Source organism: Brevundimonas aurifodinae, from assembly GCF_040195595.1.
Classification (GTDB): Bacteria; Pseudomonadota; Alphaproteobacteria; order Caulobacterales; family Caulobacteraceae; genus Brevundimonas; species Brevundimonas aurifodinae.
On the sequence record NZ_JBEGDD010000001.1, the window covers coordinates 248,510 to 266,123 of the forward strand.

19 protein-coding genes are annotated in these 17,614 nt (G+C 69.7%); 6 read left to right on the plus strand and 13 right to left on the minus strand.

Annotated elements, in window-relative coordinates; genetic code table 11:
* Positions 1-10 precede the first annotated feature (10 nt).
* Positions 11-631, plus strand: a complete 621-nt coding sequence (locus ABN401_RS01295; RefSeq protein WP_349683004.1) for a hypothetical protein — start codon at positions 11-13, stop codon at positions 629-631.
* Here ABN401_RS01295 and ABN401_RS01300 read toward each other — a convergent pair.
* On the minus strand, positions 587-1,483 hold the full coding sequence (locus ABN401_RS01300; RefSeq protein WP_349683005.1) for an isoaspartyl peptidase/L-asparaginase family protein: 897 nt from the start codon (positions 1,481-1,483) through the stop codon (positions 587-589). The two genes, ABN401_RS01295 and ABN401_RS01300, sit on opposite strands and share 45 nt — an antisense overlap.
* A gap of 222 nt (positions 1,484-1,705) precedes the next feature.
* Between ABN401_RS01300 and ABN401_RS01305 the strand changes: the two genes are divergently transcribed.
* Positions 1,706-2,707, plus strand: a complete 1,002-nt coding sequence (locus ABN401_RS01305; protein ID WP_349683006.1) for an NADPH:quinone oxidoreductase family protein — start codon at positions 1,706-1,708, stop codon at positions 2,705-2,707.
* Here ABN401_RS01305 and ABN401_RS01310 read toward each other — a convergent pair.
* Positions 2,704-3,096, minus strand: a complete 393-nt coding sequence (locus ABN401_RS01310; protein ID WP_349683007.1) for a YkvA family protein — start codon at positions 3,094-3,096, stop codon at positions 2,704-2,706. The two genes, ABN401_RS01305 and ABN401_RS01310, sit on opposite strands and share 4 nt — an antisense overlap.
* 57 nt (positions 3,097-3,153) lie before the next feature.
* Between ABN401_RS01310 and ABN401_RS01315 the strand changes: the two genes are divergently transcribed.
* Positions 3,154-3,936: an SDR family NAD(P)-dependent oxidoreductase gene (locus tag ABN401_RS01315; RefSeq protein ID WP_349683008.1), complete on the plus strand. Its 783-nt coding sequence runs from the start codon at positions 3,154-3,156 to the stop codon at positions 3,934-3,936.
* 130 nt (positions 3,937-4,066) lie between these two features.
* Here ABN401_RS01315 and ABN401_RS01320 read toward each other — a convergent pair whose 3' ends face one another.
* The 3 genes from ABN401_RS01320 to htpX form a co-directional block, all read right to left on the minus strand.
* The gene (locus ABN401_RS01320; RefSeq protein WP_349683009.1) at positions 4,067-4,579 is read right to left on the minus strand and encodes a hypothetical protein; all 513 of its coding nucleotides are present in this window, start codon (positions 4,577-4,579) and stop codon (positions 4,067-4,069) included.
* A gap of 91 nt (positions 4,580-4,670) precedes the next feature.
* Positions 4,671-5,897 (minus strand): argininosuccinate synthase, encoded by a 1,227-nt coding sequence (locus ABN401_RS01325; RefSeq protein ID WP_349683010.1) that lies wholly within the window; start codon positions 5,895-5,897, stop codon positions 4,671-4,673.
* A 379-nt stretch (positions 5,898-6,276) separates the two neighbouring features.
* Positions 6,277-7,230 carry a zinc metalloprotease HtpX gene (gene htpX / locus ABN401_RS01330; RefSeq protein WP_349683011.1) on the minus strand — a complete coding sequence of 318 codons (954 nt, stop codon included), beginning with the start codon at positions 7,228-7,230 and terminating at the stop codon, positions 6,277-6,279.
* Between the two features lie 50 nt (positions 7,231-7,280).
* Here htpX and ABN401_RS01335 point away from each other — a divergent pair, with 50 nt between their 5' ends.
* Positions 7,281-7,475, plus strand: coding sequence for a DUF1674 domain-containing protein (locus tag ABN401_RS01335; protein WP_349683012.1), 195 nt, complete (start codon positions 7,281-7,283; stop codon positions 7,473-7,475).
* Positions 7,476-7,660: 185 nt separating this feature from the next.
* On the opposite strand, the gene ABN401_RS01340 is transcribed toward ABN401_RS01335, so the two are convergent.
* The 3 genes from ABN401_RS01340 to trhA all read right to left on the minus strand — a co-directional run bounded on the left by ABN401_RS01340 (position 7,661) and on the right by trhA (position 9,453).
* Positions 7,661-8,002, minus strand: a complete 342-nt coding sequence (locus tag ABN401_RS01340) for a hypothetical protein (RefSeq protein WP_349683013.1) — start codon at positions 8,000-8,002, stop codon at positions 7,661-7,663.
* 3 nt (positions 8,003-8,005) lie between these two features.
* Positions 8,006-8,653 carry a polyhydroxyalkanoate synthesis repressor PhaR gene (gene phaR, locus ABN401_RS01345; protein ID WP_349683014.1) on the minus strand — a complete coding sequence of 216 codons (648 nt, stop codon included), beginning with the start codon at positions 8,651-8,653 and terminating at the stop codon, positions 8,006-8,008.
* An 89-nt stretch (positions 8,654-8,742) separates the two neighbouring features.
* Positions 8,743-9,453, minus strand: a complete 711-nt coding sequence (gene trhA, locus ABN401_RS01350; protein WP_349683015.1) for a PAQR family membrane homeostasis protein TrhA — start codon at positions 9,451-9,453, stop codon at positions 8,743-8,745.
* A 187-nt stretch (positions 9,454-9,640) separates the two neighbouring features.
* On the opposite strand from trhA, the gene ABN401_RS01355 reads away from it, so the two are divergent.
* Positions 9,641-10,816 carry an acetyl-CoA C-acetyltransferase gene (locus ABN401_RS01355; protein ID WP_349683016.1) on the plus strand — a complete coding sequence of 392 codons (1,176 nt, stop codon included), beginning with the start codon at positions 9,641-9,643 and terminating at the stop codon, positions 10,814-10,816.
* A 4-nt stretch (positions 10,817-10,820) separates the two neighbouring features.
* Here the strand turns inward: ABN401_RS01355 and ABN401_RS01360 are convergent, their stop codons facing one another.
* The gene (locus tag ABN401_RS01360; protein ID WP_349683017.1) at positions 10,821-13,229 is read right to left on the minus strand and encodes an FtsK/SpoIIIE family DNA translocase; all 2,409 of its coding nucleotides are present in this window, start codon (positions 13,227-13,229) and stop codon (positions 10,821-10,823) included.
* A gap of 173 nt (positions 13,230-13,402) precedes the next feature.
* On the opposite strand from ABN401_RS01360, the gene ABN401_RS01365 reads away from it, so the two are divergent.
* The gene (locus ABN401_RS01365; RefSeq protein ID WP_349683018.1) at positions 13,403-14,656 is read left to right on the plus strand and encodes a UbiH/UbiF/VisC/COQ6 family ubiquinone biosynthesis hydroxylase; all 1,254 of its coding nucleotides are present in this window, start codon (positions 13,403-13,405) and stop codon (positions 14,654-14,656) included.
* A gap of 262 nt (positions 14,657-14,918) precedes the next feature.
* Here ABN401_RS01365 and ABN401_RS01370 read toward each other — a convergent pair whose 3' ends face one another.
* Genes ABN401_RS01370 through ABN401_RS01385 form a run of 4 tightly spaced genes read right to left on the minus strand, consistent with a single transcriptional unit; the run spans position 14,919 to position 17,584 of the window.
* Positions 14,919-16,235 (minus strand): SAM-dependent methyltransferase, encoded by a 1,317-nt coding sequence (locus tag ABN401_RS01370; protein ID WP_349683019.1) that lies wholly within the window; start codon positions 16,233-16,235, stop codon positions 14,919-14,921.
* Entirely contained in the window at positions 16,232-16,876 is a 645-nt protein-coding gene (gene pgsA / locus ABN401_RS01375; protein ID WP_349683020.1) for a CDP-diacylglycerol--glycerol-3-phosphate 3-phosphatidyltransferase, read from the minus strand. The genes ABN401_RS01370 and pgsA overlap by 4 nt, the downstream gene beginning before the upstream one ends.
* Before the next feature lies 1 nt (position 16,877).
* Entirely contained in the window at positions 16,878-17,342 is a 465-nt protein-coding gene (locus tag ABN401_RS01380; RefSeq protein ID WP_349683021.1) for a PIN domain-containing protein, read from the minus strand.
* Complete coding sequence (locus tag ABN401_RS01385) at positions 17,339-17,584, minus strand: type II toxin-antitoxin system Phd/YefM family antitoxin (RefSeq protein ID WP_349683022.1); 246 nt, start codon at positions 17,582-17,584, stop codon at positions 17,339-17,341. Before ABN401_RS01385 ends, ABN401_RS01380 begins: the two co-directional genes overlap by 4 nt.
* Positions 17,585-17,614 lie beyond the last annotated feature (30 nt).

A 17,614-nucleotide genomic window follows, 5' to 3' on the forward strand; every position in this document is an offset into this window, starting at 1 on the left:
ACTGGGGCGCATGACCATGAACCCGACCCTGCCGCCCACACCGCCCGCCGCCGACCGGCCCGCCCACTATCGGCTGTCGACCGAGACGTGGGAGCTGATCGTCAAGGAGTATCGGGAAGGGGCGACGGCGCCCTTTCTGGCGCGCAAGTGGCGGGTGTCGGAGCATGCGGTCCGAAAGCGCGTGACCCAGCATGGGGCGACCAAGCGCGACTGGGGCGACGCCCAGGCGATCGGGCAGGCGCTGGCCCGCGAGGCGGAGCTGGAAGAGGCGCGGCGCAATGCGCCCGAGGCGGTGGCGGCGCGGCTGTTTTCCGGAATCGAGATGGACGGGGACGCCGCCGACCCCGCCGCCCTGGCGCAGGTCGCGACCCTGGCATCCGGGCGGGCGATGAAGGGGCGGCTTTGGGCCGAGGCGAAGGCTCTGGCCGGGCTGGCGGAGACCTATGCGCGGCTGGCGGCCCAGCCGGCGATGCAGGAGGAGGCGCGGGGGTCTTCGCCTCAGGAGCAGGCGGCGCTGGAGGTCATCCTGTCCGAGCTGGACCGGTTGCGCGCGATCGAGGCGGCGGTGGCCGCCGGCGACCTGGCCTCAGCGGCCGAATACGTCCACCCCGACGGCGCCGTCGGGGGATAGCCAGGCACGCTTCATGCCCTGGCTGTTGAAGGGGTCGGCGTGGCGGCCGTGGCGGTCCAGAGCGATCAGGCCGCCGTCGCCGCCCAGCGCGCCGATGCCGTCGATGGCCGCGCGGGCGGCCTGATCGAGGGGAGCGCCGCCCTCGACCGCCCAGCCGACGCGGGCGGCGGCGGCGGTGCGGATGAAATACTCGCCCTGCCCCGTCGAAGAGACGGCGACGCCGTCGTCGGCCCAGACCCCGGCGGCGGGGAGGGGGGTGTCGCCCACCCGGCCGGGCCGCTTTCCGAAGACGCCGCCGGTCGAGGTGGCGGCGGCGAGGCGGCCGTGGATGTCCAGCGCGCAGCAGCCGACGGTGCCGTGAGAGAGGGCGGAGGCTTTGCCGGGCGGGTGCCCCGGAGGATGATTGTCCTCGCCCTGGCCGGCGCGGGTGAACCAGGTGTCCGGGTCGTCGATGGGCTCGAGGCCCTGTTCGGCGGCGAAGCGGGCGGCGCCGGAGCCGGCGAGCAGGACGTGGGGCGTGTGGTCCATCACGGCGCGGGCGACGCGGATGGGGCTGCGATAGCCTTGCAGCGCGGCGACGGCGCCCGCGCGGCGGGTCCGGCCGTCCATCAGGCTGGCGTCCAGTTCGTACTCGCCCGCGAGATTGGGCGAGGAGCCGCGCCCGGCGACATAGAGGCCGGACGCCTCCAGCAGGGCCACCGCCTCGACCACGGCGTCGAGGGCGGACAGGCCGTCGTTAAGGCGGGCGGCGATGGTATCGACCACCTGGCGCATGTGGACGATCTCGGCGGAATAGTCGCGGGAGCGGCGCGCGCCGGCGCCGCCGTGCAGGATGAGGGCGGGGGCGGCCATGGTCGTCTCTCCGGGCTCAAGCTTTTTCTTTTCACCGTGCACCCCGGCCCCCGGGTCTGGCCAGAGGCCAGCCCGAGGATGAACTTCGTCCGGGGTCCAGATGACAGATGAAGGCGGCTGGGATATCGCGTGAAAGCGCCGCCCGATCCAGCGGATCTGGATCTGGACCCCGGCCTTCGCCGGGGTGCACGGAAGATGTGGGGCGGCATCGGGGATATCTTCATGCGCGCAGTCTTGTCGAAAACCGTCGGTGGTCCCTCGTCGCTCGTCGTGGAGGACATCCTGGACCCCACGCCCAGGGCGGGCGAGGTGGTGATCGAGGTCAAGGCGGTGGGCATCAACTTCCCCGACACATTGATCATCGAGGACAGATACCAGTTCCGGCCGGAGCGTCCCTTCGCTCCCGGCGGCGAGGTCGCGGGGGTGATCGAGGCGGTGGGCGAAGGCGTGAAGGGCCTGTTCAAGGGCGACCGGGTCATCGCCGTGCCGGGATGGGGCGGGCTGGTCGAGCGGATCGCGGTGCGCGCCGACAGCGTCATCAAGATGCCCGACGGCATGGGCTTCGAGGAGGCGGCGGCGCTGGTGCTGACCTATGGCACATCCTACTACGCGCTGAAGGACCGGGCGGGCCTGAAGGCGGGCGAGGCGCTGCTGGTGCTGGGGGCGGCCGGCGGCGTGGGCGCGGCGGCGGTCGAACTGGGCAAGGCCATGGGGGCGCACGTCATCGCGGCGGCCTCGACCAACGACAAGGTGCAGTTCGCGCTGGAGCTGGGGGCCGACAACGGGCTGATCTATCCGTCGGGCGCGATGGACAAGCAGGCCCAGAAGGAGCTGTCGGGCGAGCTGAAGCTGGCCTCGGGCCGCGACGGGCCCGACGTGGTGTTCGACGGCGTGGGCGGCGACTATGCCGAACCGGCGCTGAGGGCGATGGACTGGTGCGGACGGTATCTGGTGATCGGCTTCCCGGCAGGGATCCCGTCGTTTCCGCTCAATCTCACCCTGCTGAAGTCGGTGTCGGTGGTCGGTGTGTTCTGGGGCGCGGCCGTCGCGCGCGATCCGGCGGGGCACAAGGCGAACATGGCCGATCTGATGCAGATGTGGGCCGACAGGAAGATCAAGCCGCGCGTGAGCCGCACCTTCCCGCTGGAGCGCGCCCACGAGGCGATCCAGGCCCTGTCGGACCGGACGGTGATGGGCAAGGTGGTGGTGACGGTAGAAAGTTAGCGCAGCCGGTCCAGCGCGCGCTCGGCGGCTTCGCGGTGGCGGCGCTTGATGTTGGCGCCCAGGGTGGCGAGCACGGCGGTGATGACCGCTGCGTCGTCGGTGAAGCCGATGCCGACCAGGACGTCGGGAATGGCGTCGACCGGCAGGACGAAATAGGCCAGCGCCCCCATCATGATGCCCTTGGCGGCCAGGGGCGTCTGGGGGTCGCGGGCGGCGTAGTAGACGCTGACGACCTGGCCGGCGAAGGGGATGCGGGCGGCGACACGGCCCATCTTGGGCCAGAAGCCCTCGCGGACGCGGGTCTCGTTGACGCGCTGGACGGCGGGCAGCAGGGCGCGGTCGGGGTCGATCGCCTGTTCGGGCGTCGTCGGCTTTGCGTTTGCGGTCATGGCGGCTAAATCCCCCCGACTTCGACAGGTTCAGAGACAAACATAGGGACGAACGCCATGAAACTCGACAGCGGCATTTCTGCGGTGGTGACCGGCGGGGCCTCGGGCCTGGGCGAAGGCACGGCGCGGGCCCTGGCGGCGCAGGGCATCAAGGTCGCCCTGTTCGACATGAACGCCGACAAGGGCGAGGCCGTGGCGGCCGAGATCGGCGGCGTCTTTTGCGCGGTCGACGTGACCGACGACGCCTCGGTGGCGGCCGGCTTCGACAAGGCGCGCGCCGCCCATGGGCAGGAGCGTCTGACGGTGAACTGCGCCGGCATCGCCACCGGCATGAAGACCGTGAGCCGCAAGAAGGACACCGGCGAGATCAAGGCCCACGACATGGCCCCGTTCGAGCGCACCGTGCGGGTCAATCTGTTCGGCACCTTCCGCGTCCTGAGCCAGTCGGCGGCGGGGATGGTGACCCTGGACAAGATGGACGACGGAGAGCGCGGCCTGATCGTCAACACCGCCTCGGTCGCGGCGCAGGACGGACAGGTGGGCCAGGCGGCCTATTCGGCGTCCAAGGGCGGGGTCTATGCCATGACCCTGCCGATCGCGCGGGACCTGGCCCAGGAAGGCATCCGGGTGAACACCATCCTGCCGGGCATCATGTGGACGCCGATGATGGCGGGCATGGACCAGAAGATCCAGGACGCCCTGGCGGCCCAGATCCCCTTCCCCAGCCGCCTCGGCACACCGGCGGACTATGCGTCGCTGGTGCTGGAACTGGCGCGCAACGTCTACATCAACGGCGAGTGCATCCGCCTGGACGGCGCGATCCGGATGGCGCCGCGGTAAATCCTCACCCGTAGGGGGAGGGGGACCGCGAAGCGGTGGAGGGGGAGATCCGCAAATGGCGGGGTCTGCGGCAAGCCCCCTCCGTCTGCTCCGCTTCGCTACGCAGCCACCTCCCCCAATGGGGGAGGATTTACTGAGGAGCCTCGGGCGCTTCAGCCTCGGCCTCGGTGACGGCCTCGGCGGCTTGATCGAGCGCGTATTGGGCGACGAGGCCGTAGGTCTGCATGTGCTCGGGATCCTGCGAGGCCCAGGCGCCGTTGGTGGCCATGCCCTGCCCGGCCTGGATGGCGGACTGGACCTCAGGGTCATTCAGCGCGTCGGCGACCAGGGCCTCGACGTCGATGTTGGCCAGGGCCTGCTGGGCGATCGCGCCGGCGTGGCGGCTGATCTCGGCGGTGAAGCGACCGATCTCGGGCGCGTATTCGGCCCACAGGGCGGCGATGCGGGCGTCGCGTTCGTCCTCAGACAGGCTTTCGTCCTCGGCGATGAGCTCGGCGCGGTCGCCAAAGGTCTCCATCCGCGCCTCGAAGGCTTCGGCGGCGGCTTCGATGGCGCGTTCCGACGCCGTCTCGGGATCGCTCGCGAGGGCGGACGACAGGGGCAGGACGGCGAGGGCGGCGGCGAGGCTGAGGACGCGGATCATGGCGGGGGCTCCGAGTTGTTCGAGCGGCAAGGTCCGCCCCAACGCCGTTCCGCTCAAGTGAAATCGCGGTAAGGCCCCGCGCGTGCCGTCCTCACCCCCGCCGGTCGCGTTTGGCGAGCACCCGCAGCCGCAGCGCGTTCAGCTTGATGAAGCCGGCCGCGTCGTTGTGGTCATAGGCCTGGACGCCCTCCTCGAAGGTGACCAGATCCTGATCGTAGAGGCTGTTGGGGCTCTCACGACCGATGACGCTGACATTGCCCTTGTAGAGCTTGATGCGGACCGTGCCGGAGACCTTCTGCTGGCTGTGGTCGATCGCGGCCTGGAGCATCTCGCGCTCCGGCGCGAACCAGAAGCCGTTGTAGATCAGGTGGGCGTATTTGACCGCCAGCTCGTCCTTCAGGTGCATGGCTCCGCGGTCCAGCGTGATCGACTCGATGCCCCGGTGGGCGGCCAGCAGGATGGTGCCGCCCGGCGTCTCATAGACCCCGCGCGACTTCATGCCGACGTAGCGGTTCTCGACCAGGTCGAGGCGACCGACGCCGTTGTCGTGGCCCAGTTCGTTGAGTTTGGTCAGGATCGTCGCTGGCGACATGGCCTCGCCGTCGATGGCGACGGCGTCGCCCTTCTCGAAGGTCATGGTGAAGACGTGCGGGGTGTCCGGCGCGTCCTCCGGGCTGATGGTGCGCTGGTGGACGAACTCGGGGGCCTCGACGTTCGGGTCCTCCAGCACCTTGCCCTCCGAGGACGAGTGCAACAGGTTGGCGTCGACGCTGAAGGGGGCCTCGCCGCGCTTGTCCTTGGCGATGGGGATCTGGTTCTTCTCGGCGAAGTCCAGCAGGGCCTCGCGGGAGCGGTACTCCCACTCGCGCCAGGGGGCGATGACGCGGATGTCGGGCTCCAGCGCATAGTAGCCGAGCTCGAAGCGGACCTGGTCGTTGCCCTTGCCGGTCGCGCCGTGACAGACCGCGTCGGCGCCGACCATGCGGGCGATCTCGATCTGGCGCTTGGCGATCAGCGGGCGGGCGATCGAGGTGCCCAGCAGATACTGGCCCTCATACAGGGCGTTGGCGCGGAACATCGGGAAGACGAAGTCGCGCACGAACTCCTCGCGCAGGTCGTCGATGAAGATGTTTTCGGGCTTGATGCCCATCTTCAGGGCCTTGTCGCGGGCGGGGGCCAGTTCCTCGCCCTGGCCCAGGTCGGCGGTGAAGGTCACCACCTCGGCGCCGTACTCGGTCTGGAGCCATTTGAGGATGATGGAGGTGTCCAGACCGCCGGAATAGGCGAGGACCACCTTCTTGACGGGCGGCAGGGTCATGGGCGCGGGTCCTTGGGGGAGCGGAGTTCGGCGCGCTTAAAGGGCGAAGCCGCGTCGAGCGCAAGCCTCTCCCGGATCGAAGCGCGTGCGACGCTGGCGAAGGGTTTCATCACAACGAGCACAGCGAAGGCACAACGGACACAACGGGACCGAGTGGTAGCGAGGGCGACGATCGCTCAGCCGGACAAACCCAAATTCGGGATGGCGGCTCACGCCGCCCGGTTCTGATCGACGCGAAGCGTCCATTTCCGGCGTTTTGGCAAAAATGAGCAATCGACGACCGTGACGCGCGCTCGGTCTCGTTGTGTTCGTTGTGCCTTCGCTGTGCTCGTTGTGATGAAACCTTTTTCTCCGGCTCTGCCCCCTCCGCCGACGGAGCTCAGCCCCACGGCCCGCGCGGACGCGCCTCGCCCGTCAGCGGGACGGAGGTGGTCGGGGCCGACGTCGGGACGAAGGTCGAGGCGGCGCGGGGCGTCATGCCCATCCTGGTGCCGAGTTCCATCAGGGCGCGGACGCGGTTGCCGGTGTTGGGGTGGGTCGAGAACAGGTTGTCCGCCCCCCTGCCCGACAGCGGGTTGATGATGAACAGCTGGCCCGACGCCGGATTGCGCTCGGCGGTCAGGTTCACGATCCGCTTCGAATAGCCCTCGATCTTCTGCAGGGCGCTGGCCAGGGCCTGGGGGTCCTGGGCGATCTCGGCCCCGACGCGGTCGGCCTCGTATTCGCGGGCCCGGCTGATCGCCATCTGGACGAGACCCGCTGCCATGGGGGCCAGCAGCATCAGGGCCAGCGCGCCGATGATGCCGCCCGGACGCTCGCGGTCGCCGGCCCCGAAGAACAGGGCGAAGTTGGCCAGAGCGGAGATGGCGCCGGCCAGCGTCGCCGTGACCGTCATGGTCAAGGTGTCGCGGTTCTTCACATGGGCCAGTTCGTGGGCCATGACGCCGCGGATCTCTTCCCTCGTCAGCATGTCGAGCAGGCCGGTGGTGGCGCAGACGGCGGCGTTCTCGGGGTTGCGTCCGGTGGCGAAGGCGTTGGGCTGGTCATTGGGGATGATGGCGACCTTGGGACGGGGCAGGCCGGCGCGCCGGGCCATGTCGAGCGTGTCGGTCACATAGGCGCGGATGCGGGCGTCGGGGTGGGTCTCGTCCACCATCTGGGCCCGGTACATGCGCAGCACGATCTTGTCGGCGTTCCAGTAGCTGAACAGGTTCATGCCGCCCGCGAGGACGAGCGCGATCAGCATGCCGTTGGCCCCGCCAATCACAAGACCGATGCCGCCGAACAGGGCGGTCAGGACGGCGATGAGGGTGAAGGTCTTCAGATGGTTCATGACGACGCTTATGTGGTTGAGCATCCCCGGACGCTCAAGAGGCAGGCCCCATGACCGACGACTCCGCCCCCAAGCCCGCGCCGCGCGTTCTGACCGACGCCGCAAAGCGCGCCTTGGCCGAGGCCGAGGCCCGCCGGGCGGCGGCGACGGCTCAGGACCTGCCGCCCGAGGACGGAGGCCCGAGGGGGCCGGAACCGACCCGTTACGGAGACTGGGAAAAGAAGGGCCTGGCCATCGACTTCTAGGCCGGCTGGCCGGGCTCGGCCTAGAGCAGGACCGCGAAGATCAGGCTGACGACGGTGATGTCGAAGGCGCGGGCGGCGGCCGACAAGAGGGGGGCGGAGAGCATGGGACGCGTCCGGAGCAGGGATCGGAGCCCGCGTCCCTGCAAGCCCCGGGCCAGATCGACCGCGGTTCAGACCGCCGGGCTTCAGACCTCGGTCTTCTTGACCACGCCGGCGGGCGGGCGGCGGTCCTTTTCGCCCGAGTATTCATTGCCGAGATAGCTGGAGCGGGCGGCGTCCAGCACGGGCGGACCACCCTTCAGCCCCCGGCGCTGGCCGGTCTGGCCCATCAGCTGGGCGGCGAAGGCGGCGCCGGGATCAAGCGGGGCCGTGTCGTCGGCAGGCTTTGCCGGTTCGGTCCGCGCCGCGTCCGTCAGGGGCACCAGGGCGCGGCCGGTGGCGCCCGCCCGGCGTTCGGTCTCGCGGCGCTGGGCCTCGCGGCGGTCGCGCGGGCCGACGGGCGGGACGGGGCCGACCTCGCGGGTCATGCCTCAGCCGCCGCGCGCGCCGGCCAGCCGGTCGATCTGGGCCTTCATCTCGTCCATCTGGCGACGCATCTCGTCCAGGGCAGGATCGGCCGGAGCCGGGGCGGCCGTGGGCGCGGCCGACGAAGCGGGAGCCTCGGTCGGACGAGCGTAGGCGGGGAAGGGGAACATCTTCAGCGCCTGTTCGAACATCGCCATGTTCTGCTTGGCCGCCGCCTCCAGCATGCCGCCCCCCAGCATCGCGCCCCCCATGGCCCCGGGCGCGGCGCCCATGGCCTTGGTCATCTGCTCGCGGAAACCCTCCTGCTGGCGGGTGAAGTTCTCCAGCGACATCTGCAGATAGCTGGGCAGGACGCCCTCCATCTGCCCGCCGTAGAAGCCGATCAGCTGGCGCAGGAACTGGACGGGCAGCAGGGCCTGGCCCCGGCTCTCTTCCTCGAAGATGATCTGGGTCAGGATCTGGCGGGTCAGATCCTCATTGGTCTTGGCGTCGAAGACCACGAAATCGGTCCCCTCGCGTACCATGCGCGCCAGGTCGTCGAGCGTGACATAGGCGGAGCTGGCGGTGTTGTAGAGGCGGCGGTTGGCGTATTTCTTGATGACGACGGGGTCGCCGTCCTTCGCCTTGCCGTTGGGTTGAGCACTGTCGGCCACGGGCACATCCTCGTTGTCGTGGACCGGTTATCCCGCAGCGCGGCACGCCGCGCCAGTGCCCATGACGGTTTCTTGTCAGGCCGGGTTCATCACGCCAGATTGGGAGCCAGCACCACCCCGACCAGAACCGCCGCCCAGTGAACCCCCGCACCGGCCACGACGAAGCCATGCCAGATGGCGCGCCGGTATTTGAGCTTGGGCGCGATGAAGAAGAAGACCCCGGCCGTGTAGATCAGCCCGCCGAGCACCAGCAGGCCGAGCGCGATGGGATGGACGGTGTCGATCATGGGCTTGAGCGCGATCACGGCGATCCAGCCGAACACCACATAGACCCCGCTCCAGAAGGCGTCGGAGATGCGCGGCGCGACCATCTTGGCGGCGACGCCGGCGATGGCGATGGTCCAGACCACCAGGGTGAAGCCTATGGCCCACCAGCCCTCGAACCTCTGGGTCGTGAAGGGGGTGTAGCTGCCGGCGATCATCAGGAAGATGGCCGCCTCGTCCAGCCGGCGCAGCACCGGCCGGGCCGCGCAGGGCCGGGTCAGGTTGTAGACGGTCGAGGCCGTCAGCATGGCCACCAGGCACAGGGCGTAGATGGCCGTGGCGAACACCACCCCGCCGCCGCCGTAGATCGCCGACAGGACCGCCAGAACGACGCCGCCCACCGCCGCCAGGGTCAGGCCGACGGTGTGGACCACCAGGTCGGCGGTGTGTTCGGAGCGGGACTCATAGTGCTCCTCCAGATCGATCTGATCCGGGGTGCAGAGGCGACGGGCGTGACGCTTGAAGAAGTCCAGCATGATCGCACCAACTCGGCAGTTCTGCCTGTCGTTCCCGGCATATGACCCCATCAGGATGACTTTCGCCTGAACGACGGCGAGGGACGTGACGAAACCGCGCCGATGCGGCAGAAACGCCACGAATTGTTTGTTGGCCTATCGCGCGGTCGCGCTAGTTGAGGCCTGAATTATCGAGGACTCTCTCTCCATGACCGACGTCGTCATCGTCTCCGCCGCCCGCACGCCCGTCGGCTCCTTCCTCGGGGCCCTGTCGTCCCTGCCCGCGTCGAAGCTGGGCGAGATCGCCATCAGGGCGGCGCTGGAGCGGGCGGGCGTCGATCCGGCCGACGTCGACGAGGTCATTCTGGGTCATGTGCTGCAGGCCGCCGCCGGCCAGGGCCCGGCGCGTCAGGCGGCGATGGGCGCGGGGATTCCGAAGGAGACGCCGGCCTGGAGCCTGAACCAGATCTGCGGTTCGGGCCTGCGGGCGGTGGCGCTGGGCTATCAGCAGATCGCGGTGGGCGACGCCCGGGTCATCGTGGCGGGCGGTCAGGAAAGCATGAGCCAGGCCCCGCACGCCCAGCATCTGCGCTCCGGCCAGAAGATGGGCGACCTGTCGTTCACCGACACCATGATCAAGGACGGCCTGTGGGACGCCTTCAACGGCTATCACATGGGCCAGACCGCCGAGAACATCGCCGAGACATGGCAGATCAGCCGCGCCGACCAGGACGCCTTCGCCCTCGCCAGCCAGCACAAGGCCGAGGCGGCCCAGACGGGCGGAAAGTTCGACGCCGAGATCGTGCCGGTCGTGATCGCGGGCAGGAAGGGCGACGTGACCGTCGACAAGGACGAATACATCCGCCACGGGGCGACGCTGGACTCCATGGAGAAGCTGCGCCCGGCCTTCACGAAAGACGGGACGGTCACGGCCGCCAACGCCTCCGGCCTGAACGACGGCGCCGCCGCCCTGGTGCTGATGACGGCCGAGGACGCCGCGGCGCGGGGCCTGGAGCCCTTGGCCCGCATCGCGTCCTGGGCCACGGCCGGGGTCGATCCGGCGGTGATGGGCACGGGCCCGATCCCCGCGTCCAGGAAGGCGCTGGAAAAGGCCGGATGGAGCGTCGCCGACCTGGACCGGGTCGAATCCAACGAGGCCTTCGCGGCCCAGAGCCTGTGCGTGCTCAAGGAACTGGGCCTCGACCCGGCCAGGGTGAACGTCAACGGCGGGGCCATCGCCATCGGTCACCCGATCGGCGCGTCGGGCGCGCGCATCCTGACCACCCTGCTGCACGAGCTGAAGCGCGAAGGCCTGTCGAAGGGCCTGGCCACCCTGTGCATTGGCGGCGGCATGGGCGTGGCCATGTGCGTCGAGCGCGCCTGACGGCTCAGGCCATCGGGGGCGGACCGGCCAGGATGTCGCGCTTGCCGGCGTGGTTGGCGGGGCTGACCACGCCTTCCTGTTCCATCCGCTCGATCAGGGAGGCGGCGCGGTTGTAGCCGATCTGCAGGCGGCGCTGGACGTAGGAGGTCGAGGCCTTGCGGTCGCGGGTCACCACGGCCACGGCGCGGTCGTACAAGTCGTCGCCGGAACCACCGTTGCCGCCTTCGTCGAAGGCGCTGTCGCCGTCGCCGTCCGGGTCGTCGGTGATCAGGTCGAGGTAGTCGGGCTCGGCCTGGGCCCGCAGGTGCTTGCAGACCTCCTCGACCTCCTGGTCCGTCACGAAGGGGCCGTGCAGGCGGGTGATGCGGCCGCCGCCGGCCATGTAGAGCATGTCGCCCTGGCCCAGCAGCTGCTCGCCGCCCTGCTCGCCCAGGATGGTGCGGCTGTCGATCTTGGAGGTGACCTGGAAGGAGATCCGGGTCGGGAAGTTCGCCTTGATGGTGCCGGTGATGACGTCGACCGAGGGGCGTTGGGTGGCCATGATCAGGTGGATGCCGGCGGCGCGCGCCATCTGGGCCAGGCGCTGGACCGCGCCCTCGACGTCCTTGCCCGCGACCAGCATCAGGTCGGCCATCTCGTCCATGACGACCACGAGGTAGGGCATGGGCTCGGGGCGAATCTTCTCGCTCTCGAACACCGGGCGGCCCTGCTCGTCGAAGCCGGTCTGGACCGTGCGTTCGAAATGCTCGCCCTTGGCCTGGGCCTCCCTGGCGCGCTCGTTGTAGCTGGCGACGTTGCGGACGCCGAGCTTGGACATGCGGCGGTAGCGGTCCTCCATCTCTCGCACGGTCCATTTCAGCGCGACGACGGCCTTCTTGGGATCGGTGACGACGGGGGCGAGCAGGTGCGGGATGCCGTCATAGACCGACAGCTCCAGCATCTTGGGGTCGATCATGATGAAGCGGCATTCGGCCGGCGAGAGCCGGTACAGGATCGACAGGATCATGGCGTTGACGCCGACCGACTTGCCCGAGCCGGTGGTGCCCGCGATCAGCAGGTGCGGCATGCGCGCCAGGTCGGCGACATAGGGCTCGCCGCCGATGGTCTCGCCCAGAGCGAGCGGCAGAAGGTGGGCGGGCTTGCCGTATTCCGTGCTCGCCAGGAGATCGCGCAGATAGACGGTTTCGCGCTTCAGGTTCGGCAGTTCGATGCCGATGGCGTTGCGGTTCGGCACCACAGAGATGCGGCAGGCGCGGGCCGACATGGACCGGGCGATGTCATCGGACAGGGCCACGACGCGGCCGTGCTTCACGCCTGGCGCAGGGACCAGTTCGTACAGTGTGACGACCGGGCCGGGGCGGATCTGGTCGATGACGCCCTTGACCCCGAACTCGGCCAGCACGCCCTCCAGCATCTTGGCGTTCTGCTTCAGCGCCGTCTCGTCGATCGTTCCGACGCGGGCCTGGGGCTTGGCCAGCATGGCCAGCGGCGGCAGGTCGAAATCGCCCTCGGGCCGGACGAAGTCGAAGGCGACCTGACCGTCGTCGACGGCCTTCTTCGACGGTTTGGCGGGCTTGGGGGCGGCGACGCGCGGTTCGGGCGCGGCGCGGGCCGACGGCGGGCCGGGCTCCGGCGGGGTGTCGTCCCACGGCAGGGGGGCCTCGGCCTCGTCGTCGTAGTCGGGGAGTTCGAGTTTGGGCGCAGGGTGGCGGGCCGCGCGAGGCGAGGCGACTTCGGGCTCCGGCGTCGGACGGCGGGGGCGAACGGCCGAAGGCGCGGACGGCGCAGCGGAACGGCGCAGGCCCGAGGCCCAGGCGACGCCCTCGCCGAAGTCCGACGTTCTGAGCCCCACCGCGAAGCCGCAGGCCCACAGGCCCAGCCCCCCGAAGATCAGGCCGCCGACGATGGAGCCCCCCGGCAGGTCCAGGGCGGCGAAGGCGGATCGCAACAGGCCGATGACCGCGTCGCCCCACAGGCCGCCCAGGCCCGCGGCGAGCGGCCAGGCCCCCGGCTCGGCGAGCGCCGACAGGGCGCCGGACAGGGCCAGCACGCCACCGGTCGCGGCCAGGGCCTTGAGCGGCGTGGGCTTCAGCCGCTGCTGGATCGCGTCGCCGATGGCGGCGGCGAGGCCGAAGGCGACGGTCAAGGCGGCGGCGGGCCAGGCGGCGAGGCCGATCGACTGCATGAACAGGTCGGCGAACAGGGCGCCGTTCGATCCCAGCCAGTTGGTCGGCTCGGCCGAAGACGCGGCGTTCAGGCTGGGATCCGCCGGATTCCACGACACCAGGGCCACCACCAGAAGGGTCGCCAGCAGAGCCTGCAGCACGCCGCGAAAACGCACCACGAAGGGCGCGTCCCACAGGATGAGGGCGCTCTGGTAGGCGCGCTGACCGATGGCGAGGGCGGCGGACATGGACGGCTCCGGACGGACGGGCCGCCAGTGTCGGCCGGACAGGGTTAAGGGGCTGTTTAGGAAGAGAGGGTCGAGGGTCGAGATTCGAGGGTCGAACAGGCCCTCCCGCCGACTCCCGGGGCGCGACACGTCCGACCCTCGACCCTCGACCCTCGACCCTTTAGCTTCGCGCCATGACCCCTCCCCACACCCATGACGTCATCGTCGCCGGCGCCGGCCTCGCGGGCGCGACCTTCGCGCTGGCGGCGGCGAGCGGGGGCTTGCGGGTCGCCCTGATCGATCCGCAGCCGTTCCCGGTTCAGCTGGCCGAGACGTTCGACGGGCGGTCGACGGCCGTCGCCTGGTCGACCTTCCGGATGCTGGACGCCCTGGGGCTGGGCGAGCGGCTGCGGCCGCACGCCTGCCGGATGGACCGGATCCTGGTGACCGACGGGCGCCGTCCGGGGGCGGCGTCCAAGGCTCCCTCGCCCGCCTATCTGCGCTTCGACGCCGAGGAGGTCGGCGACGCCACGGGCGGCGAGCCCCTGGGCTATATGGTCGAGAACCGACGTATCCGCGCGGCCCTGGCCGAGGTGATCGCGGCGAGCGCCATCGACCTGCTGGCTCCGGCGGCCGTCGACACGGTCGAGACGTCGGGCGCGGTGGCGGTCGTGACGCTGAAGGACGGCCGCGTGCTGAGCGCGCCGCTGGTCGTGGGGGCCGAGGGGCGGAACTCGGTCGTCCGCAAGGCCGCAGGCATCGACACCCTGGGCTGGGGCTATGGCCAGTCGGGCGTGGTCGCGACGGTGCGGCTGGACCGCGACCACGGCAATGTGGCGCACGAGTATTTCCTGCCGCACGGGCCCTTCGCCATCCTGCCCCTGACCGAGCAGCGCGCCAGCCTGGTGTGGACCGAGACGACGCGGGCGGCGGAGGCTTTGCGCGACTGTTCCGACGCCGCCTTCCGCTCGCACCTGATGCGGCGGTTTGGGGAGTTCGTGGGCCAGGCCCGGCCGGAGGGGCCGCGCTTCGTCTATTCCCTGTCGCTGGAACTGGCGACGCGCTTCACCGCGCCGCGCGCCGCCTTGATCGGCGACGCGGCCCACGGGGTGCACCCGGTCGCGGGACAAGGTCTGAACATGGGGCTGAAGGACACCGCCGCCCTGGCCGAGGTGCTGATCGAGGCGGCCCGGCTGGGCGAGGACATCGGCTCGGAGACGGTGCTGGATCGCTATGCCCGCTGGCGCCGGTTCGACACCGTGGCCCTGGCGGCCGGGTTCGACGGGTTCGTGCGGCTGTTTTCCAACGACATCGCCCCGGTGCGACTGGCGCGCGACCTGGGCATGGCGGCCGTCAACCGGATCGCCCCCCTGCGGAAAGCCTTCATGGGCGAGGCCGGCGGGGCGACGGGCGACCTGCCCCGGCTGCTGAGAGGCGAGCGGGTCTGACTAGTGCTGTCGTTTCGGCGGCGGGGCCGTCCGGAGGGTTTCATCACAGCGAGCACAGCGAAAGCACGAAGGACACTGCGGGACCGAGGGGCGTCCGAGGTCGCCGACCGCATGTTCCCGACATCGCGTGCCAGTAAAGGCGGCTTCGCCGCCGCTCTTTAACAAGACATCGCCGGAAACGAGACGGGACCGAGGGGGGAGGGGGCTCGCCGTGTCCTCCGTGACCCCGCAGTGCCCGCTGTGATGAACCGCTTTCTTCGGATCAGTCGTAGAGGCTGCGGCGATCCAGGGGCAGGCCGCTGGGGCCGGCGCGGCGGCGCTGGGCGACCGTCTGATAGACCAGGATGGAGCCGCGCTCGAAGCCCTTGGCGCACATGGCGAAGAAGATCAGCCACAGCCGGGTCCGCTCTTCGCCGACCAGGGCCACGGCCTCGCCGCGGCGGGCCATCAGGCGGCGGGACCATTCGGCGGTGGTGCGCTGGAAATGCTCGCGCAGGTCCTCGACGTCCAGAACCTCGAAGCCGAGCCGGCCGAGGTTGGTCACCGTCATGCCGATGGTGTCCAGCTCTCCGCCCGGGAAGATGAAACGGCCGATCGTGCGGGTGGCGTTCGTCTGGGGGGCGATGTTGGACGGATCGCGGCCACCGCGCCGCACCGAGGCCTGGTGGAAATAGAGGCCGCCGGGCTTCAGCAGGCGCTTCATCTCCAGGAAGTGCCGGTCGTGGTTGGCGAAGCCGACGTGCTCGAACATCTCGACCTGGCTGATGGCGTCGAAGTGATCCGACAGGTCGAGGTCGCGATAGTCGCGGAGTTCGAGCGTGATCCTGTCCGACAGGCCCAGCCGCTCGACCTTGGCGCGGGCGAAGGCCAGCTGCTCCTCCGACAGCGTCACGCCGTGGACGGTGACGCCATAGTGTTGGGCCGCCCAGCAGGACAGGCCGCCCCAGCCGCAGCCGACGTCGAGCAGCCGCTGGCCGGGCCTGAGGCGCAGCTTCCTGCAGATCAGGTCCAGCTTCCTCGTCTGGGCCTCCTCCAGCGGGGTCGTGTCGTCGGCGTAACAGGCGCTGGAATAGACCATCTCCGGATCCAGGAAGAGGCCGTAGAAATCGTTGCCGACATCATAGTGGAACGAGATGAAGTCCTTGTCGCGCCGGGCCGCCTTGTCCTGGCGCTGGCCGACCTCGCCCGTGTCGTCGAAGGCGGCGTCGCCCACGCCGCGCGTCTTGCCGCCGATGAGGAAGGGGATCAGCTCGCGCGCGATCAGGGCCTTGTCGACGCGGCGCGGCAGATGGACGGCGCGGCCGTGGTCCCAGCGGTCGGCGGCTTCCAGCGGACTGCCGCCCTCGATGCGGACGTCACCGGTCGCATAGAGTTCGAACAGGGTCATCAGTCCGGGCTTCAGCACCAGCCGGCGCACGGCCGCCGGATCGGCCAGGACGATGCGGATGTCGTCGCGCGCGTTCGGACCCAGCGGCAGGACCTCGCCGGTCCACAGCTGAAGCGAAAGGTCGGCCTGGAGGTGGCCGGCGATGTGGGCGGCGATCCGGCGCGCGGCCTGGACCCTGCGGTCGTCGCTCATGGTCGGGCGTCGGGCTCGGCCAGCGATTTGCGGGCGGTGTCGAAATACTGCCAGCCGGTCCAGACCGTGGCGATGGCGGCGAACCAGATCAGGGTGTCGGCGAACAGCTGGAAATACGGCAGGTAGTCGAACTCCAGCCCGAAGCCGTCCCAGTTCCGGGCGAACAGCTGGGCGCCCAGGGCCACCAGCTGGACCGTCGTCTTCCACTTGGCCAGGGTCGTGACCTCCAGCGTCACCCGCCCGGCGATGGTTTCGCGCAGGGCCGAGACGGCGAACTCGCGGAACAGGATCAGGCCGCAGGGAATGGCGATCTGGGGCACGCTGCCGCTCGTCAGCACGCCCAGGATGGCGCCCGTCACCAGGATCTTGTCGGCGATGGGGTCCAGAATCGCGCCCCAGCGGGTCGTGGCGTTCCAGCGCCGCGCCAGATAGCCGTCGACCCAGTCGGTCGAGGCCGCCACCACGAAGATGTAGAAGGCCGCCCGGTACAGGCCGAACTGGTCCTCGGGGCTGAGATAGGACGACAGGATGGGCACCCCGCCGGTCGCCCCGGCCAGGATCAGGAACATCACCACCCCGGCGACCAGGCGCAGGCCGGTCAGGATGTTGGGGATCGGGTTGGCGTGGTGACTGTGGGGCACGTCAGGGGCTCTCAGGCAAGGTGGCCAGCACCGAGGCGAACAACGGATGAGGACGCTCGGCGAAGGGGTTCACCACCGTCACGTTTCGGCAGATGAATCCATCCTGTAAATCCTCCGACAGCATGATGCGGCATCCGGCTTCGGAAGCGATATTGAGGATCAAGGAATCCCAGATCTGCAGGTTCTGGAACGACGCGGTTTGAAGCGCCTCGCGCATCGTGCCGGGGCCGGGCGCGGCGAAGGTGAGCGTATCGGCCCAGTCCAGGACGATCTTGGTGGCGATCTTGGGCTTCTGCCCGCCCTTGCGGCACAGGATGTTGTAAAACTCGCCAGCCACCTGCGAGGGCATGACCAGTTGAAAAGCCGGGATCGCTTTCAGAAGCCAGGCGGCTCGGGCGCGCTTTGCCTCATCCTCTCCTATCCCCGCAGCATACCCGAGGACATTGGTGTCGATGGCGATCTTCACTCGTACCCATCGTCGCGCGTGATGCGGCCGGGCGCGCGGAGCGGAAGGGCCAGAAGTTCATCGACCAGCGCATGAACACGCCTGGACTGCTCATCGTCAGGGACTTGTGCGGCGGTGACCGGAACCATCTTCGCTACCGGCTTGCCGTGAGCGGTCACCACGAATGTCTGGCCTGCGGAAACTTCGCCAAGCAGCCGAGAAAACTCCCGGTTGGCTTCGGTGGCGGAGATCGAGCGTTCCATACCGGTGTTGTAGTGGATTTCACTACTTTT